The sequence below is a fragment of the Geobacillus sp. BMUD genome, assembly GCF_013096845.1.
Classification (GTDB): Bacteria; Bacillota; Bacilli; order Bacillales; family Anoxybacillaceae; genus Geobacillus; species Geobacillus vulcani.
In genome coordinates, this window is the sequence record NZ_SDLA01000014.1 from 18955 (window position 1) to 35325 (window position 16371).

Annotated in this window: 13 protein-coding genes and 1 riboswitch; of the genes, 1 reads left to right on the plus strand and 12 read right to left on the minus strand. The window is 50.4% G+C overall.

Annotated features, from left to right (window positions below):
• Window positions 1-227 precede the first annotated feature (227 nt).
• The 7 genes from ETC05_RS13830 to ETC05_RS13860 all read right to left on the minus strand — a co-directional run bounded on the left by ETC05_RS13830 (window position 228) and on the right by ETC05_RS13860 (window position 8301).
• Complete coding sequence (locus ETC05_RS13830; RefSeq protein ID WP_031406059.1) at window positions 228-1049, minus strand: undecaprenyl-diphosphate phosphatase; 822 nt, start codon at window positions 1047-1049, stop codon at window positions 228-230.
• Between the two features lie 187 nt (window positions 1050-1236).
• On the minus strand, window positions 1237-2160 hold the full coding sequence (locus ETC05_RS13835; RefSeq protein WP_171661258.1) for an ROK family protein: 924 nt from the start codon (window positions 2158-2160) through the stop codon (window positions 1237-1239).
• Between the two features lie 150 nt (window positions 2161-2310).
• A complete protein-coding gene (locus ETC05_RS13840) occupies window positions 2311-2814 on the minus strand; it encodes a spore coat protein (protein ID WP_031406063.1) in 504 nt (167 codons plus the stop codon).
• A gap of 132 nt (window positions 2815-2946) precedes the next feature.
• Window positions 2947-3930, minus strand: coding sequence for a sporulation protein (locus ETC05_RS13845; protein WP_171661259.1), 984 nt, complete (start codon window positions 3928-3930; stop codon window positions 2947-2949).
• Between the two features lie 63 nt (window positions 3931-3993).
• Window positions 3994-4632, minus strand: coding sequence for a sporulation membrane protein YtaF (ytaF, locus tag ETC05_RS13850; RefSeq protein ID WP_031406067.1), 639 nt, complete (start codon window positions 4630-4632; stop codon window positions 3994-3996).
• 106 nt (window positions 4633-4738) lie between these two features.
• Window positions 4739-6574 carry an APC family permease gene (locus ETC05_RS13855; protein ID WP_171661260.1) on the minus strand — a complete coding sequence of 612 codons (1836 nt, stop codon included), beginning with the start codon at window positions 6572-6574 and terminating at the stop codon, window positions 4739-4741.
• A gap of 92 nt (window positions 6575-6666) precedes the next feature.
• Window positions 6667-6807, minus strand: a riboswitch (cyclic di-AMP (ydaO/yuaA leader).
• Between the two features lie 156 nt (window positions 6808-6963).
• Window positions 6964-8301 (minus strand): TrkH family potassium uptake protein, encoded by a 1338-nt coding sequence (locus ETC05_RS13860; RefSeq protein WP_171661261.1) that lies wholly within the window; start codon window positions 8299-8301, stop codon window positions 6964-6966.
• Between the two features lie 453 nt (window positions 8302-8754).
• Here ETC05_RS13860 and ltaS point away from each other — a divergent pair, with 453 nt between their 5' ends.
• On the plus strand, window positions 8755-10719 hold the full coding sequence (gene ltaS, locus ETC05_RS13865) for a lipoteichoic acid synthase (RefSeq protein ID WP_368668042.1): 1965 nt from the start codon (window positions 8755-8757) through the stop codon (window positions 10717-10719).
• A 17-nt stretch (window positions 10720-10736) separates the two neighbouring features.
• On the opposite strand, the gene ETC05_RS13870 is transcribed toward ltaS, so the two are convergent.
• The 5 genes from ETC05_RS13870 to ETC05_RS13890 form a co-directional block, all read right to left on the minus strand.
• Complete coding sequence (locus tag ETC05_RS13870) at window positions 10737-12065, minus strand: S8 family serine peptidase (RefSeq protein WP_171661262.1); 1329 nt, start codon at window positions 12063-12065, stop codon at window positions 10737-10739.
• Between the two features lie 127 nt (window positions 12066-12192).
• A complete protein-coding gene (locus ETC05_RS13875; protein WP_171661263.1) occupies window positions 12193-12876 on the minus strand; it encodes an N-acetylmuramoyl-L-alanine amidase family protein in 684 nt (227 codons plus the stop codon).
• Window positions 12877-13134: 258 nt separating this feature from the next.
• A complete protein-coding gene (locus ETC05_RS13880) occupies window positions 13135-14280 on the minus strand; it encodes an ABC transporter permease (RefSeq protein ID WP_171661264.1) in 1146 nt (381 codons plus the stop codon).
• A gap of 1 nt (window position 14281) precedes the next feature.
• On the minus strand, window positions 14282-15385 hold the full coding sequence (locus tag ETC05_RS13885) for an ABC transporter permease (protein WP_031406080.1): 1104 nt from the start codon (window positions 15383-15385) through the stop codon (window positions 14282-14284).
• A gap of 33 nt (window positions 15386-15418) precedes the next feature.
• The gene (locus ETC05_RS13890; RefSeq protein WP_031406083.1) at window positions 15419-16357 is read right to left on the minus strand and encodes a daunorubicin resistance protein DrrA family ABC transporter ATP-binding protein; all 939 of its coding nucleotides are present in this window, start codon (window positions 16355-16357) and stop codon (window positions 15419-15421) included.
• Window positions 16358-16371 lie beyond the last annotated feature (14 nt).

The window sequence follows — 16371 nt, forward strand, 5'->3', positions numbered from 1 at the left end:
CGACCCAAGCCGGCAACGGTTGATATCCGAAACACATGGTCGCACAGGATGTCGATATGATCCCACTGATGGCTCGTCAGCACAATCGTTCGTCCACCCTCCACGTTTAAGCGTTCGCGTAGGTGGAAGAGCGTTCAATGCGGAAACCATCTATATTCTCATTTGCCCCCATCCTCCACCGGCCAAAGGAAAACCGTCCGACGGAACAAATCCGCCAGACGGCGCGGCTAGAAGTATAAGACAGAAATGACAACGGCCAACACAATCCGATACACCGCAAACGGCACGAGGCGGATGCGGTTGATGAGCTGCAGGAAAAAGCGGATCGCAAGCAAGGCAAAGACGAAGGCGCTCAAAAAACCAGCGATGAAAAACGGAATATCGGCGGCCGTGACGTATTGCCAGTTTTTCAACAGCGACAGCCCGCTCGCCCCAGCCATGATCGGAACGGCCATAATGAACGTGAAATCGGCGGCGGCGCGATGGCTCATGCCGACGAGTACCCCGCCGGCGATCGTCGAACCGGAACGGGAAAAGCCGGGCCATAAGGATAAACATTGCACTAAGCCGACGAGAAACGCCTGTTTGTATGTCATTTGGTCGACCGTCTGCGCCCGCGCGGCTTTTTTCGCAAATGTATCAGCGACAATCATTAACAGCGCACCGAGCACAAGGCCGATGAGCACCGTTTTGGTTGAGAACAAATGTTCATCAATATAATCTTCAAACAACACGCCGAGCACCCCGGCCGGGAGCAGGCCAATGATGACGTGAATGAGCGTCAGCCGCGGATGTCCGCCCGGATGGCGGCCGCGAAAACCAAGCAAATCAAGAAATCGGTCTTTGAACACGACCACAGCGGCCAAAATCGAGCCGAGCTGAATGACGACTTTAAATGTATTCGCCGCGTACTTGCCTAAAAACTCGGTGGATTTCAGCCAAAGATCGTCAACAATAATCATATGACCAGTGGAGGAAACAGGGGCGAACTCGGTCAACCCTTCGACCATTCCCAAAATGACGGCCTTCCACAATTCTATCCAGTGCATTCGTTCCATCCTTTCTGCGCAGGATCGTCCTCTGTATACATATGGACCAAGCGGACGAAATAATACTCCGCTTTGGGCCGCACCTGCTCTATTGTACTACAAATCATTCGTTTCTACTACCCTCACGTTTTGGGTGTGGCGTTATGTTGAAGAGGATGCCCGTCATCGTTCAGCGGAACGAGATGGATTACCTTTTCCCTTGCTCTCCACGCCGTTGTAGGTAATGATACAAAGCGCCGAGCAAGTTCGCGTCGTTTTTGAACTGGCACGTCTCCACCACCGGCTGGACTTTGGCAATTGGAACGAGCGACAATATCACCGAAAGCCGCTTGTTGATTTCGTCGACGAAATCGGGGCGGCTGCTAATCCCCCCGCCGACAATGATCTTCTCCGGATCGTACGCATATTGCAAATTAAAAATGCCTTGTGCTAAGGAGAAGTAAAATCGGTCGATCGCCTTTTGCGCGGCTTCATCGCCGCTCTCAGCCAACGCAAATACTTTTTCACCATCCAACTCCCTTTCCGCCTCCCCTCTTTCCTCAGCCGCCATCCGGATCAGAGCACTTGTCGCCGCCAGTTCGCTCCATGTTTTGCATTCGACCCTTCCATTCTCATAGCGGACATCCATCAACATATAGCCAAATTCCCCGCCGTGCAAATGCGCCCCTTTATGGATGCGCCCGTCTTTCACGATCGCCCCTCCGATGCCGGTGCCGACAATGACAAAGGCGATGTCGCGACAGTGCCGCCCCGCTCCTTTCCATAATTCACCAAGTGCTGCGCAGTTCGCGTCATTTTCCAGTTCTACCGGCAGGCCCGTCGCCCCGCCGAATACTTCTTTAAAGTTGGGACCGTGAATGCAAGGCAAGGCGCTGCTTCCACCGATGACGCCGCTTTCGCTGTCCACGCTTCCTGCGGAACTGATCGCGATGCCGGAAAGTGGATAGTTTACCTGCGCTTGGCGAATGACGTTAAGCAAGTCATCGCGAAACTGATGAAAGTCATGCCGCTCCGAACGGTAACGCCCCTTTTCTAAAAAGTCGCCGTGCTCGTTCATGACAGCATGTTTCACATACGTACCACCAATATCAAAAACGATGTAGTAGGACACCGATGACGCCTCCTCCTTTTATCCTTTCTCCCGTCCAGCTTCATTAGGCTTGGCTGTTTCTCCATTTTTTATGTATTCGCCGCTGGTCCATCCGCTCCTCCCTGCCGCAATAAAGAGGCCGCTCCACTTGGCGGGAGCGGCTCGTTTCTATTATCGTTCATATCCCATCGACAACGCTTTTTGCGCGTTGCGGACGTCGTTGTGAAGAAGCTGGGCAAGGTCGTATGCCGAATAGTGACCGCGTTCATACATGTAGTTGAACGCTTTTTCATGCGTTTCAATCGCCTTCAACAAGTGTCTAACAAATGTTTTGCGCAAAACGGGTGTCGCTGTTTCCGTAATGGCAGCAGCATAATTGCGCACGGCTGTTTTGGAAAAGCCAAGCAAGTCGCCGGCGTGCAAGGCGCGGTCGCCATCATCATGGTCGCGGTTTTCTCCCATTATAGGTGCCGCCGGAATGAAGGCGAGAAGTTCGCGCAAATTCGTTTCCAATCCTTGAATCGTCTCAACGTACAATTTTTTCAACTCCGGACAATCGACTTTCCCAATCGTCTTTTTCATTTTCATCAATCCATTGGCTTGAAAAGCGATCAGTTCATGCAGCTCCAACGTTTCGTGCCAAGCCAAATGGCGATGGCCGTACGTATCATTCATTTTGTTTCCTCCTTGTTTTATTTTTCCATTTACTGTATATGCCTGCTAGGAAGAAACGGTCACCGGTGTACAAGACATCCGCATCAGCAAAAAAAGCGCTTCGCGAAATGCGAAGCGCCTTCCATATCATCATTACAGCCAATCTCCCCCATCAAACCCATCGCCGCCATCAAACCAATCATCGACGTCCAACCCATCAGCGACATCGTCGACGACATCGTCAAGCAGCTCTTCTGCCACCATTCCCGCCAGCATCCCGGCGGCAAATCCGCCAATGGCACCAGCCCACCCGTGTCCACCATGGTGCGAATGATGGATGGGTGAATAATGGCCAACTGGATGGCTATAAACAGGCGAATGTGGCGTTGCCAACGGATGCCCGTTCAGCTGACCAAACGTCCCAGCCGCCTGCACCGCCTCTTCGATGGCTTCTCGAAGCAGATGGGCTGCCGTCACCGAATCGCGAAGCTGTTCGTAAGTGATCAACAGCTCCTGTTTCATTTCGTGTTCCCCGCCAAAGCCGTGGCGGACGTCCACCTCCATATACAAACGCACCCCTTCTTCCTCGACGAGGGCAAAAAACTCGACTTCTTGGACGATCCCTTGAAATTCGCTCGTCGGAAAGAACGAAAATTCCTGGCCATGCGGCGTAATGCTTCCGGATGTCGCTTTCTCCCGGAATCCCAAGGCCGCCAGAGCGGAAAACACTTGCTCCAAGGCCGTCGGCGGCAAAATGTGAATGCCGTCTTGGTCATACGCATCCACCCCATCGGCAATATCGAGCCGAGTGACGAACGTATAACGGACCGTGGGACGGCTGATCGGCAAATGGAGCGGCAGTGTATACGAAAACGGGAGCACTTTCCGCTCACCGGGTTGAATCGTAAACGAGGAAGCGACCGGAATCACCGCTGCGGTTCGGCGATATCCCTTGCCTTCCGCGTGTACGTCCAATTGCAACAGAACGTCCAATTTTCGGATTTGTTGAGCGACTGAACCACCTTCCAGCAAAAATTCCCCTTCCAATGTTTCGCCAAGGCGCACATGCGGGCGATGCAGCACGAGATCCACTTTTGCAGCGCCAATGCCGAGTTTCGATAAAAACTTTTTCCACATCGGACCTCTCTCCTTTTTCATCCTATTTCACACTTGAATTACGAACAAGCTGCCAAAATGGTGTCACCGAAATAATTTGATCAACCCCAAGACGATCAACACAACCCCAGGCAGCATTGTCGCTTTTTTCATGATCCCCGTTTTCGACACCATATACCCCAACGATAAGCCGACTCGGATGAACATGAGAGTAAACACGCCAACCAACAGGGCAAACGAAAGCGGCGGAAAATGCAAGAGCGACGAACTGATCCCGGCGCCAAATGAATCCATCGACAAAGCGATCCCGATCAACAGCGCTTCTTTTTGGCTAATCGTGCCTGAACGATCAAGATCGCCAAGTTCGGGGCGTTTCAATACTTGAACAGCGCCGCTGAATCGATTAGCCTCCCCTGCTTCATCAGACTCCATAGAAAACTCGCTTCCGTCTCCCTTTGGTTTATAGACGTTATAAATCGCCCAACCGCCAAGCGCCATGAGAATGACCGAAGCAAGCCCTCGCTCGACTTGCAACGGCAAAACAAGCGCCAACAGACGGCCGATGTTCATGGACGCAAACACCATCATTCCAGACATGCATGCGATAAGCGCCAACGAAAAAAAGGAAAAACGGACACCACCCATTCCATACGTAATGCCTACGCTCAAGCTGTCCATGCTCACGCTGAAAGCGAGCAAAATCATGGACACCCATAACCACATAGGAATCCCCCCTGCCGTACGATATGCAATTTCGTACGGAGAGGGGACTTTTTTGCCATTCGACACGCATCGATTTCCGGGGAAATGTTTCCCCTTTTCTCGACAATTATTCTCGCAAATGATACGGCAGCGTCGCAATGACCACATCTTTTTTCATGATCAAGAAAAAGCGCAAGATGATGGCGGTTTGGTTATGCAAAAATGTATGCCACCATTTTTTTACGATAAATTGAGGCAAGAGCACCGTCACCGGCGCGCGGTCTGCTTCTTTTTCCGCTTTCGTGATGTATTCTAGCAAGGGCGACAAAATGGTTCGATATGGCGAATAGATGACTTCCAACGGAATGTCCGGATAAAACTTCTCCCACTTTTGCCGCAGCTTTTGTTCGTCTTTTTCGTCAAAAATAATCGACACCGCCGTAATGTCATCGGAAATGCTGCGAGCGTACTGGACGGATTGCGCAACTACTTTGCTGACGCCGGAAATGGGAATAATGACTTTTGGCTTCCACATTTTTTCGCGCTGTTGCCACTCCCGTTCGTCCAACCGCAGCTGCTCGCCAAGCTTTTTGTAATGTTCATGAATTCGCATGAACATCCAGACGAACAGCGGAATCGCCACAATGACAATCCACGCTCCTTGCGTAAATTTAGCGACCATCGTGACAAGGGTGACGATTCCGGTGACAACCGCTCCCGTTCCAACGGTAAACAGCACGCCGATCTTCCGTCCTTCTTCCCGATTCCATAATTTTTTAATCAGCCCGCTCTGGCCGATGGTAAAGGAAAGAAAGACGCCGACCGCGTAAAGCGGGATGAGCGAATGAGTTTCTGCATGAAACACGATGATCAATACGATCGCCAGCACGCTCAATAAAATGATGCCATTGGAAAATACGAGGCGATCGCCCCGGGCCGCCAAGCTTCTCGGCAAAAAACCGTCCTTCGCCATAATTGACGTCAGCTGCGGAAACCCGGCAAAACTTGTATTGGCCGCAAGCACCAAAATGACCATCGTCGCCAGCTGAAACAAGTAAAACAAAAGACCATTCCCAAATACATGGCGCCCGATTTGCGAAATGACGGTTTGATGTTCAGCCGGAGTAACGCCAAACCCAGCCGCCAACACGGTGATGCCTAAAAACATCGTGCCTAGCAGCAAGGACATCCATCCCATGGTAATGGCGGCGTTTTTTGAGCTGTCCGGCCGGAACGCCGGCACGCCGTTGCTAATGGCTTCGACACCTGTCATCGCCGAACATCCTGACGAAAAGGCACGCAACAAAATAAACAAGCTGTACCCAGAGGCAAACATGTGAACGGTTGACGCATGCTCATGCATCGTAAACCCATGCCATCCTTCCTGCCATAACTGCCACCCGCCGACAGCGATCATCACAAGAACGAAGCCAATGAACACATACGTCGGGTAGGCGAAAACCGTCGCGGACTCCGTAATGCCACGCAAATTGAGCACCATCAAAAGCAAGACAAGAGCGACAGCAAATTCTACTTTCCATGGCAGCAACCCCGGAAACGCAGATGTCAGCGCGGCCACGCCAGAACTGATGCTGACAGCGACAGTCAAGATATAATCGATCATCAGCGCCGCCCCGGCCACTAAACTGATTTTCGTCCCCAAATGGTCTCGGGCGACCACATACGCCCCGCCTCCAGACGGAAACGCGTAAATGATTTGCCGATACGACAAGGTCACTAACAAGAGCAAGACTAAAATCGCCACAGCGATCGGCAGCGAGTAGAAAAAGACGCTTGTCCCTAATAATGCAAGCACAAGCAAAATCTCTTCTGTCGCGTAGGCCACCGATGACAGGGCATCGGAAGAAAACACCGCCAACGCCTTCCATTTGGGCAATTTTTCATGCTTTAGCCTTTTTGTCTCCATCGGTTTTCCGATCAACAATCGTTTCAGTGAAGCCATGCTTCCATTCCTCCCTAGATTGTGAACTGACACACAAGCAAAAAAGCCGTTGAGGGTGCGCTCAACGGCTACGTAGGCTCTAAGGCCATACCCATCCCTCCCCAAAACGCTTGCGAGGTTAGCTGTCGGGTTCGGGCTTGGAGAGATGCCCGTCCTGTCGGATTCACCCCTAGCAACAGAACGTTGCAACATTTGGTTCCCCCGCTCCGTGACGGATTCAGCGCACACATCTTCAGGTTTCTGTTTCCATATATTACTCCTCGCTATATTGGTTGTAAACGAGGAAAAGATGAAAAAAATGACGATTTCCCCCGCTTTTTTGCTGTTTTTCACGATGGATAGCCTATATGCTCATCCTCTTTTCATTTTGCTTCTTTTCTCGCTTTGTTCTATCCGATCATGATCTTCCCTTTCGGATAACGGAACGGATCGGGCTGACGGCGCAGCGTGACCGCATAGGCGACCGTCAGTGGGCCGACGCGGCCGGCGAACATCGTTAGTGCGATGATCACCTTACCGAACGGGGACAAGTCCGGGGTCAACCCCATCGATAGTCCAACCGTCCCAAACGCGGATGTCGCTTCAAATAAAATCATTAAAAAGTCTTTTCCCTTTTCAGTGATCGTCAACATCATCGTGACAAACATAACCACAAACAATCCGCTCATCGTCACGGTCAGAGACTTGTATACCGTATCGTACACAATGCGTTTCCGAAACAAAATGACATCTTCTTTCCCGCGAATTTGCGACCATACGGCGCCAAGCAAGGTTGTGAGCGTTGTCGTTTTAATCCCGCCGCCTGTCGAACCCGGTGAAGCGCCGACAAACATGAGAAAAATGATGAGAAACAGCGTCGGCTGCGTCAAATCCGGGATGTTCAGCGTATTTGATCCTGCTGTTCTCGGGGTGACTGCTTGGTAAAACGCGGACAAAAACTTGCCTGAGAGCGACAGCGGCCCCATCGTCTTCGGATTGTTCCACTCCAACACTAAAATGAACGCCATGCTGACAAGCACCAGCCATACGGTCGTGACGACGGCCACTTTTGTATGAAGAGACAGCCGCCGTGTTTGCCGGTACTCATACACTTCATTCATGACAATAAATCCGATGCCGCCCAGTATAATTAAAGTCGGCACAACCAGACTCACGACCGGATCTTCCACATAGCCGGTCAAACTGCGAAACTCGCCCATTAGATCGAAGCCGGCGTTGTTAAAGTTCGAAATCGCATGGAAAAAGCCGAAATACATCGCCCGGCCGAGCGGCATGTCAAAAGCAAAGCGGATCGAGAGCAACACCCCGCCGATCGCTTCAATGACAACGGTAAAAAGAAAAATACGTTTCACGAGCCGAACGATGCCCTCGATCGTCAAATGGTTGAGCGCTTCTTGAAGGATGAGCCGCTCCTTCAACGAAATGCGTTTGCCAAGCAAAAAGGCAAACAACGTAGCAAATGTCATAAATCCAAGCCCGCCCACTTGGATCAGCGTTAAAATGACCAGCTGGCCGAACAACGTGAACGTCGTGCCCGTATCAACCACAACAAGCCCGGTCACGCACGTAGCAGACGTCGCCGTAAACAAGGCATCTAAAAACGGAAGTCCTTTCCCGTCAACGGTCGCCGTCGGCAGCATCAACAGAAAAGCTCCAACCAAAATAATCAAGGCAAAGCCGGACACTAACACTTTCGGCGGATCGAAAAATTTACGGTTCGTATTCAAAGCCCCATCCCTTCCCCCTCGCTCACATAATCGCCTCTTTATAGTTGTGGATGATGCATAGAAAAAATATACCAAAAACAAGCTTGTTCGGGTACTCTAAACAAATTTTCATCATATCATTTTTCCTGCATAATAGAATGGATAAAGGGCATGGCCATCGGCTCCAAGAATATGGATACATTGAAACCTTTTCCGTCTCCGTTCGTCTATATGAATAGCGAATGGCAGTCCGACTAGGGGGCACAAAGGCATTGAAGCGCAGAAGAGGGGCTTGCACCAGTCCCATAAAAACATTCCATTGACTTTTGGCAACAGACGTATTATGCTACTTGACATGGAGACGTTCCGATGTAAAATCATGTAAGAATAAAACGTTTGTGGCTGTGGGCAACGGCTGTTGATATAAACATAGAACCATCGTTAAGAATACGGGACAAAGGAGGAGAAGAGGACGTGAGGGCAATTTGGGAAAAATGGTGGAAAACATGTCGTTCTCTCCCTAACCAATACATTGGCTTTTTTATTTTTGCCGTGCTCTTATTTTGGTTGAAGACGTACGCCGCCTATTTAGCGGAATTTAACCTTGGCATCAGCAACTCCATGCAGGAGTTTTTATTGTTCATCAACCCGATCAGCTCGGCGGTATTCTTCCTTGGGTTGGCGCTGTTGGCCAAGGAAACGCGGGTGTACAAATGGCTCATTATTATTAATTTCATTTTATCGTTCATCTTATACGCCAATATCGTTTATTATCGTTTTTTCAGCGATTTCATTACATTCCCGACGTTGACCCAAACGAAAAACTTCGGTGATTTAGGCGGAAGTATTTGGGAATTGATTCATTGGTATGATGTGTTCTATTTCTTGGACACCATTATTCTGGCCGTACTCGTTTTCTCGAAACGATTCCCGCTCCCGAAAGTGCGGGCCGGCCGGTTCAAAAAAGGCGCCATTTTCGCTTCGGCCATTCTGATGTTCAGCATTAACTTGGCGCTTGCTGAGGCTGACCGCCCGCAGCTCTTGACAAGAACATTTGACCGCAACTATATCGTCAAATATTTAGGTGTATACAACTATTTGATTTATGACGCGTTCCAAAGCATGAAATCATCAACACAGCGGGCGTTTGCGAACAAAAGCGATATCACGACCGTGCTGAACTATGTGCAGGCGACGTATGCCAAACCGAATCCGAAATATTTCGGCGTGGCGAAAGGGAAAAACGTCATTTACATTCATTTAGAGTCGCTGCAAAACTTCGTGATTAACTATAAACTGAACGGGCAGGAAGTCACCCCATTCTTGAATTCGCTCACCCGCGATCCGAATACATTCTATTTTGATAACTTTTTCCATCAAACTGGACAGGGGAAAACGTCGGACGCGGAGTTTATGTTGGAAAATTCGTTGTACGGCCTGCCACAAGGTGCCGTCTTTACAACCAAAGGGCAAAATACGTACCATGCGGCTCCGGCCATTTTGCACCAATACGGCTATACAAGCGCCGTCTTCCACGGCAACTACAAAACGTTCTGGAACCGCGATGAAATTTATAAGTCGTTCGGCTTTGACCATTTCTTTGACGCGAGCTATTATGATATGAACGACGAAGACGTCTTGAACTACGGTCTGAAAGACAAACCGTTCTTCCGGGAGTCGATCCCGCTGTTAGAAACATTGAAAGAACCGTTCTATGTGAAATTTATTACGCTGTCGAACCACTTCCCGTACCCGATCAGCGAGGAAGATGCAACAATCCCGCCGGCGACGACAGGCGACGGCTCGGTCGACCGTTATTTCCAAACGGCCCGTTATTTGGATGAAGCGGTGAAAGAGTTCTTTGATTATCTGAAAAAATCGGGCCTGTACGACCGCTCGGTCATCATTTTGTACGGCGATCATTACGGCATTTCCGAAAACCATAACAAAGCCATGGCGCAAATTTTAGGAAAAGAAATTACGCCGTATGAACATGCTCAATTGCAACGGGTGCCGCTGTTTATCCACGTCCCGGGCGTCAAAGGCGGCGTCATTCACGAGTTTGGCGGCCAAATCGACTTGTTGCCGACGTTGCTGCACTTGCTTGGCATCGATACGAAAAACTTCGTCCAATTCGGAACGGATTTGCTGTCTCCGGATCATCAAGAAATTGTTCCGTTCCGCAACGGCGACTTTGTCACCCCGAAAGTAACGGCTGTCAATGGCAAGTACTATGACACGAAAACGGGTGAACCACTTGAAGAAACACCGGAAATCAAGCGCCTGGAACAAATCGTTCGGACAAAACTTGATCTGTCGGATAAAGTCGTTTACGGCGATTTGCTCCGGTTCTATACGCCGAAAGGCTTCAAACCGATCGACCCGTCGAAATACGATTATAACAACCGCGAAGACAATGAAGAGGGAAGCGGTCAATGATCGCCTCCCTCTTTTTTCTAGCGCTGCAGCAGCCGCTCGACAGCCCGCTTCGCATTCACGTAACCCGCCCCATATACGTTCGGGTCGCGCCCTTTCCACAAATCGGCGCCGTCTTTTAACGCCTGCTTGATTTCATCCGGCGTCGCAGTTGGTTTCGCCTGAAGCATCAACGCGACAATACCGGCGCAAATCGGCGTCGCCATTGATGTACCAGACATCGATATATAATGGTCACCGACCCGGCTTTGCTTATTCATCTTGTCAAGAAATGAACGCGGGGCGCGAAGCGATATAATGTTGACCCCGGGAACGACGAGATCCGGTTTGGTCACCCCGTACTCGGTCGGCCCTCGGCTCGAAAACGACGCCACGTCATCGTCGGCGCGCGTTTCCCCCGTATTACGGTCATCAAGAGCTCCAACGGTAATGATGCGGTCGCTAATACCCGGGCTTGAAATCGTCCCGTAATTTGGCCCCTCATTTCCGGCTGCCGCACAGACGACAATCCCCTGCTCCCACGCCCGCTCCGCGACTTGCACGAGCGGATCATCATTTTCGGCCGGGAACGGCTGCGGCTCCCCGCCAAGCGACAAAGAAATGATATGAATGCGCTTGTCCGGGTTGTCCTTGTTGTAATCAATGCACCATTCGATGCCGCGCATAATGGTTTCTAACGTTCCGCTTCCCGAGCGGTCGAGCACTTTGACGCCCACGACATTCGCCTCATACGCCGGTCCGGCATACAGCCCGTCCGACATGCGCCCGTTTCCGGCCGCATCGCCGGCGCAATGCGTTCCGTGACCATTGTCATCATACGGTGCCGTGCGGCCATTCACCAAATCAGCAAACGCCACAATCCGTCCTTCTAAATCCGGGTGCGGGTAAAGGCCGGTGTCGACAATCGCAATCGTCACCCCTTTGCCGCTCAGCTCGGTTCCATTGACGGTGACGTGTTTCGCATTCGCCGATGGCACGGCGTTGTTTAATAACGCTTTGACGGTGCGGTTAAGATACACTTTTTTCACTTTTGGATGCTCAAGCAGCTGCTCGAGCGCCGCAGGTGTCACCCTTGCGCTGTAGAAGGGAACATGGCGAAAATGGTGGCGTACTGTCATACGGAAATGATCGCGTTCCGCCTTGGCCACTGCTTCCATCCCTTCAGCATTTTCGACTTCAATCAAGACGGAAAGCCTCCGCCATTTCCGCAGCCACCGCTCCATCCAACGGTGAAAAATGCACGGCATGCGCGTCATCGGTTTGTACATACTGACCAGCGCGTGACGGAGAGGACGGTCAAGACGCCCCGCATGGCGGCGGGCCAACTGGACGATGGAATAGCCAAACATGTTCTTCCTCCTTCCTTCATTACGTTGCTATACTCATATGACGTGTGGACAAAGAAGGAAGCGGCGGTTCCACTAAGACAAATGGACAAAAAAAGCCTGCCCCGCCGAGACGAAGCAAGCTTCCCTATCATTCTCCCACCTGTTCAAGCACAATCTGTCTGGCTCTCCCTAAATGCCGCTCGACTTGACGAAGCACGTTTTCCCGTTCGGCAAATGCGCCGACTTGCGTCCCATCGACAATGACGCGGGTCAATGCTGTTTTTTGTTTTTTCCGCAGCCCAAGCGCCCGTTCCAACCCATTCACATGCCCGCGGGCGACCATGCGCAAAAAACGGGTATCATTCAGTTTTCTCGCATCCTCTTCTCGATCAATAAATCCGTTCTCCGTGAGCACAGCTGGCATCGCGGTCTCCCGCAACACATGAAAATTTGCTCTCTTTTTCCCGCGGTCGCGAAATCCTGTGGCTTTGACGACTTCTTCGTGAATGGCATCGCGAATGCGAGCCGCTAGAGAATCCTCATCGAGCCGATGATAAATATAATCTTCATATCCAGTGCCCCCACCCGCATTTACGTGAATGGAAATGTACACATCGGCTCCCCAGCGGTTGGCCCGCTCCGTCCGCTCGTTGAGCGAGACCGTCTCATCGTTGGTCCGGCTCAGCTGCACCGAAACTCCTTCGTACTCACTTTGCAAAAGGCGGCGCATCTCCAAGGCGATGAACAGCGTGATGTCCTTCTCTCGCAATCCATTGCCGACCGCGCCGGTGTCGTTCCCGCCGTGCCCAGGATCAAGAAAAATGTTGATCATCTGTCTTCTCCTTTCACAGCCTTTTCCGTTTAGGAATATGGCACTATTAGCATAAGCATCATCCTCCAAAATGCCATAGATACTTCCCCATGGCCAAGAAATAAGGCGCAACCGTTCTCTTCGGTTGTGCCTTACGCTCCCGTTCGATATGAATGAACACCACAGCCATACAGCCCCATGATGGGCAAAAGAAAACTTGCCGCGCAAACTTGGGAAATGGCAGATTCAAACATACCGGCCTGCAATCACCGAAAACCATTATACAAACTGTCCACTCTGTTGGCCTCGGTTGAACTTATAAACGGCAATAAGGAAAAAGGTCAGTGCAAAAGCGAGAAGAATCAACACATGCAAATACAAACTGCCAAAAGAACGCCCCTCCTGCAGCTTCACCAAGAGATCAAGCGCCCACCGTTGCGGTAGAAAGTACGCCGCCTTTTGCAAAAACTTCGGCATCAACTCGACGGGCCAAAAACAGCCGGCCAGCATGCAGGTCGGAACGGTGATCAATGGCTGCAGCGCTCCGGCGGAGGTGGAGCTGTTCGCCAACATCACCGTAATCAAAGCCAACCCGATTGCCGATAAAGAGAAAACGAAAAGTACGAGGGCCATTTGCCACATCGGAACGTTAGGATAAATATGAAAGATGTTTTTCATCGCCACAAAGGTCACGATAATCTGTACCGTTATGACCAACACATTCACCACAACATTCGATAACACATACGTTCTGGCTTGAATCGGTGTCGTCAATAATCGAGAATACGTGCGCTCTTCTCTTTCTTTGATGATGATCTCCGTCAAATTTCCCGCTGACATTAACATGATCATGAGCAAGTAGCCGATCGTTTGATACGTGATCGCTTTTTGTTTGGATGTATCGGATAATGAATGAATAGCCAACCGGAACGGTGCGTGTTGATACCGTTCATACATTTTCCAAAAGAGATCGTTGTTTCCATTGGCCAATCGCCCCAATGTGGCCAGATGATCAATGTATTCATGCAAGTATGATTTGATAAACGTAGTGATTTCCGCTCCCTTGAGCGAGACGAGTTCAATCGGCCGAGGCTGGCCGTGCTGGACACTTTCGGAAAACCCTTGGCGAAAAATCAACACGCCATCCACCTTTTGCGAGGTGATTTGGTCGTCCACTGCTGACAACTTGACGCTTTTCACTGATAGATGGTCAATGTTTTTCAGAAAATGGATCGTATCATCGGTAATCCGTCCATGATCCTCATTGACGATCCCGATGCGCACCTCCTTGACAGGGTTGCCCCCGGCCGCAAACAAAGACAAAAGGATTGCCGCCAACGGCGTGCCAAAATATAACAAAAAATTGATTTTTCGACGGAACGTTCGCTTTAACGTATACTTCACCAACCAAATCACATCGTTCACCCTATAATCCCTCCCGTCTCGCTACAGACGCCACTGCGATCAATAAAAACAACGCCGCTAGACCGACATTGAGAAGCATGGTTGGAACCACGCTGGACACATCGTTGGCATATACCATTTTAAAAATCGTTTCATTCATCCAAGAAAGCGGCGACAAATGAGCAAACCACTTCGTTTCATCGATCGGAAAATAAGCACCCCCGAAAAAAGAAGCAAGCTGAATGAGGACCATCGCCATCGTTCGCGCTGCTCCTTCTGTCCTTGCCAGATAGCTCATCCCTAGCCCAAAGCTTATGGCCAATACCACCTCAGTCAACAGAAGCAAATACACGAGACTGAAGTGACGCCCCCAATACGCGTGAAAAACAAGTTTACTAAACAAGATCACTACGGCCACACAAAGAAAATTCGCCACGATGTTTCCGGCCAGTTTTCCAATAAAAATCTCGCTTTTGCGAACAGGAGCCGCCAAAAGGCGGTCAGCCGTCTTCCGCGTCCGCTCTCCCCGCAACAAAGAGCTGCCAGGCAATGCGCTATACAAAGCGATCATGGTCGTCATCGCCACCGCATAATAATCCATCGCCCCCGGTTTTCGTTTGGAACGCAGCGATCGTTCTTGAATGTACTCCTCATGCGGATTTCGATTGGGCTGAAACGAACCCGGCTGCCCTTGCGAAACGGCCATGGCCAGCTGATATTGGCCCACAAACGCGGCCATCGCCCCCTCAACAAGGCCCCCTTTGATCTGGTTGCGTTCATTGGTGTACAATTCAACTCCGTGTAGGCCGATCTCGACGTATCCATCGGCTTTTCCTTCCTGAACCGCTTGCTTTCCATTCATATCGTCCGGCACCTTTTGAAAATCGATATGGGCTTTCTTCGCCTCTTGAGCCATGGCGTGAATAGATGCCGACAACTGCCCGGCTGTTTGGTCTTTGTAGAAGACGCGTACCTCACCGATGGAAATCGTCCATTGGAACGCGTGAGAAAGGGCTGTTCCTAAGATGAACATGAGTACGATCGGAAACAGCAGCATGAAAAACAGCGTCCGGGCATCACGAAAATCGCTTTTGATCTCCTTTACCGCGATCCGAACAATATTCAAAAGAAGCACCTCCTTTGCACAATGAAAGATCGGTCATGAATCCCGCAAATTTCTCCCCGTCAGCGTAAGAAAAACGGTTTCTAAATTCGGTGATTGGTCTTCGAGCGACCGGATCTCCACCCCGTCATTGATCAGACATTGCACAATTTGATTTAAATTATTGACATTGATGTCCGAACTGATTTTAATCATATTTTCTTCACATTGCACCGCCTTGACCCCGGGAATGTCTTGCAGATGCTGCTTGTTGAGCTGATCCATGCCCCTGATTTCTATCCAAATATCTTTTGTATCGGTAATCATCGCTTCCAATTGCTCCTTTGTCCCCTCTGCGATGATCTTTCCATGATCAATGATCGCGATTCGTGTACAAATTTCTTCAACTTCCTCCATGTAATGGCTTGTATAAATAATCGTACATCCCATGTCATTGAGCTTTTTGACCGAAGCTAAAATATCATTTCGCGACTGCGGATCGATGCCGACTGTTGGTTCGTCCATAATGATGAGCTTCGGCCGATGGGCGATCGCACAGGCGATATTGAGCCTCCGTTTCATCCCGCCTGAGAAATGCTTCGGATAACGTTTGCGTTTATCACTCAAGCCAACAAACTCAAGCGCCTCTTCCACCCGCTGGCGCAGCTCCGCGCCGCGCAGTCCATACAATCCGGCAAAGAACTCTACATTCTCATACGCCGTCAAATTTTCATAGATGGCGATTTCTTGAGGCACGATGCCGATCTGTCGTTTGGCAAACTGGCGGTGCCTAGTGATGTCCTTGCCGAGAATCCTGATTTCACCTGCGTTCGGGCGCAGCAACCCGGCAATCATATTGATCGTGGTGCTTTTTCCCGCTCCGTTGGCTCCGAGAAAGCCAAAGATTTCTCCTTCGGCGACAGAGAGGGACATATGATCCACCGCAATGAAGTCGCCAAATTTTTTCGTGACCTGCTTGATTTCCAACATGTTCACCGTTCCACCTTCTT

What these genes read in the sequence shown, in the direction of transcription:
- ETC05_RS13830 (WP_031406059.1), bottom strand. Translation starts at nt 1,049, where the DNA reads ATGCACTGGATAGAATTGTGGAAGGCCGTCATTTTGGGAATGGTCGAA.
- ETC05_RS13840 (WP_031406063.1), bottom strand. Translation starts at nt 2,814, where the DNA reads ATGAATGATACGTACGGCCATCGCCATTTGGCTTGGCACGAAACGTTG.
- ETC05_RS13845 (WP_171661259.1), bottom strand. Translation starts at nt 3,930, where the DNA reads ATGTGGAAAAAGTTTTTATCGAAACTCGGCATTGGCGCTGCAAAAGTG.
- ytaF (WP_031406067.1), bottom strand. Translation starts at nt 4,632, where the DNA reads ATGTGGTTATGGGTGTCCATGATTTTGCTCGCTTTCAGCGTGAGCATG.
- ETC05_RS13855 (WP_171661260.1), bottom strand. Translation starts at nt 6,574, where the DNA reads ATGGCTTCACTGAAACGATTGTTGATCGGAAAACCGATGGAGACAAAA.
- ETC05_RS13870 (WP_171661262.1), bottom strand. Translation starts at nt 12,065, where the DNA reads ATGTTTGGCTATTCCATCGTCCAGTTGGCCCGCCGCCATGCGGGGCGT.
- ETC05_RS13875 (WP_171661263.1), bottom strand. Translation starts at nt 12,876, where the DNA reads ATGATCAACATTTTTCTTGATCCTGGGCACGGCGGGAACGACACCGGC.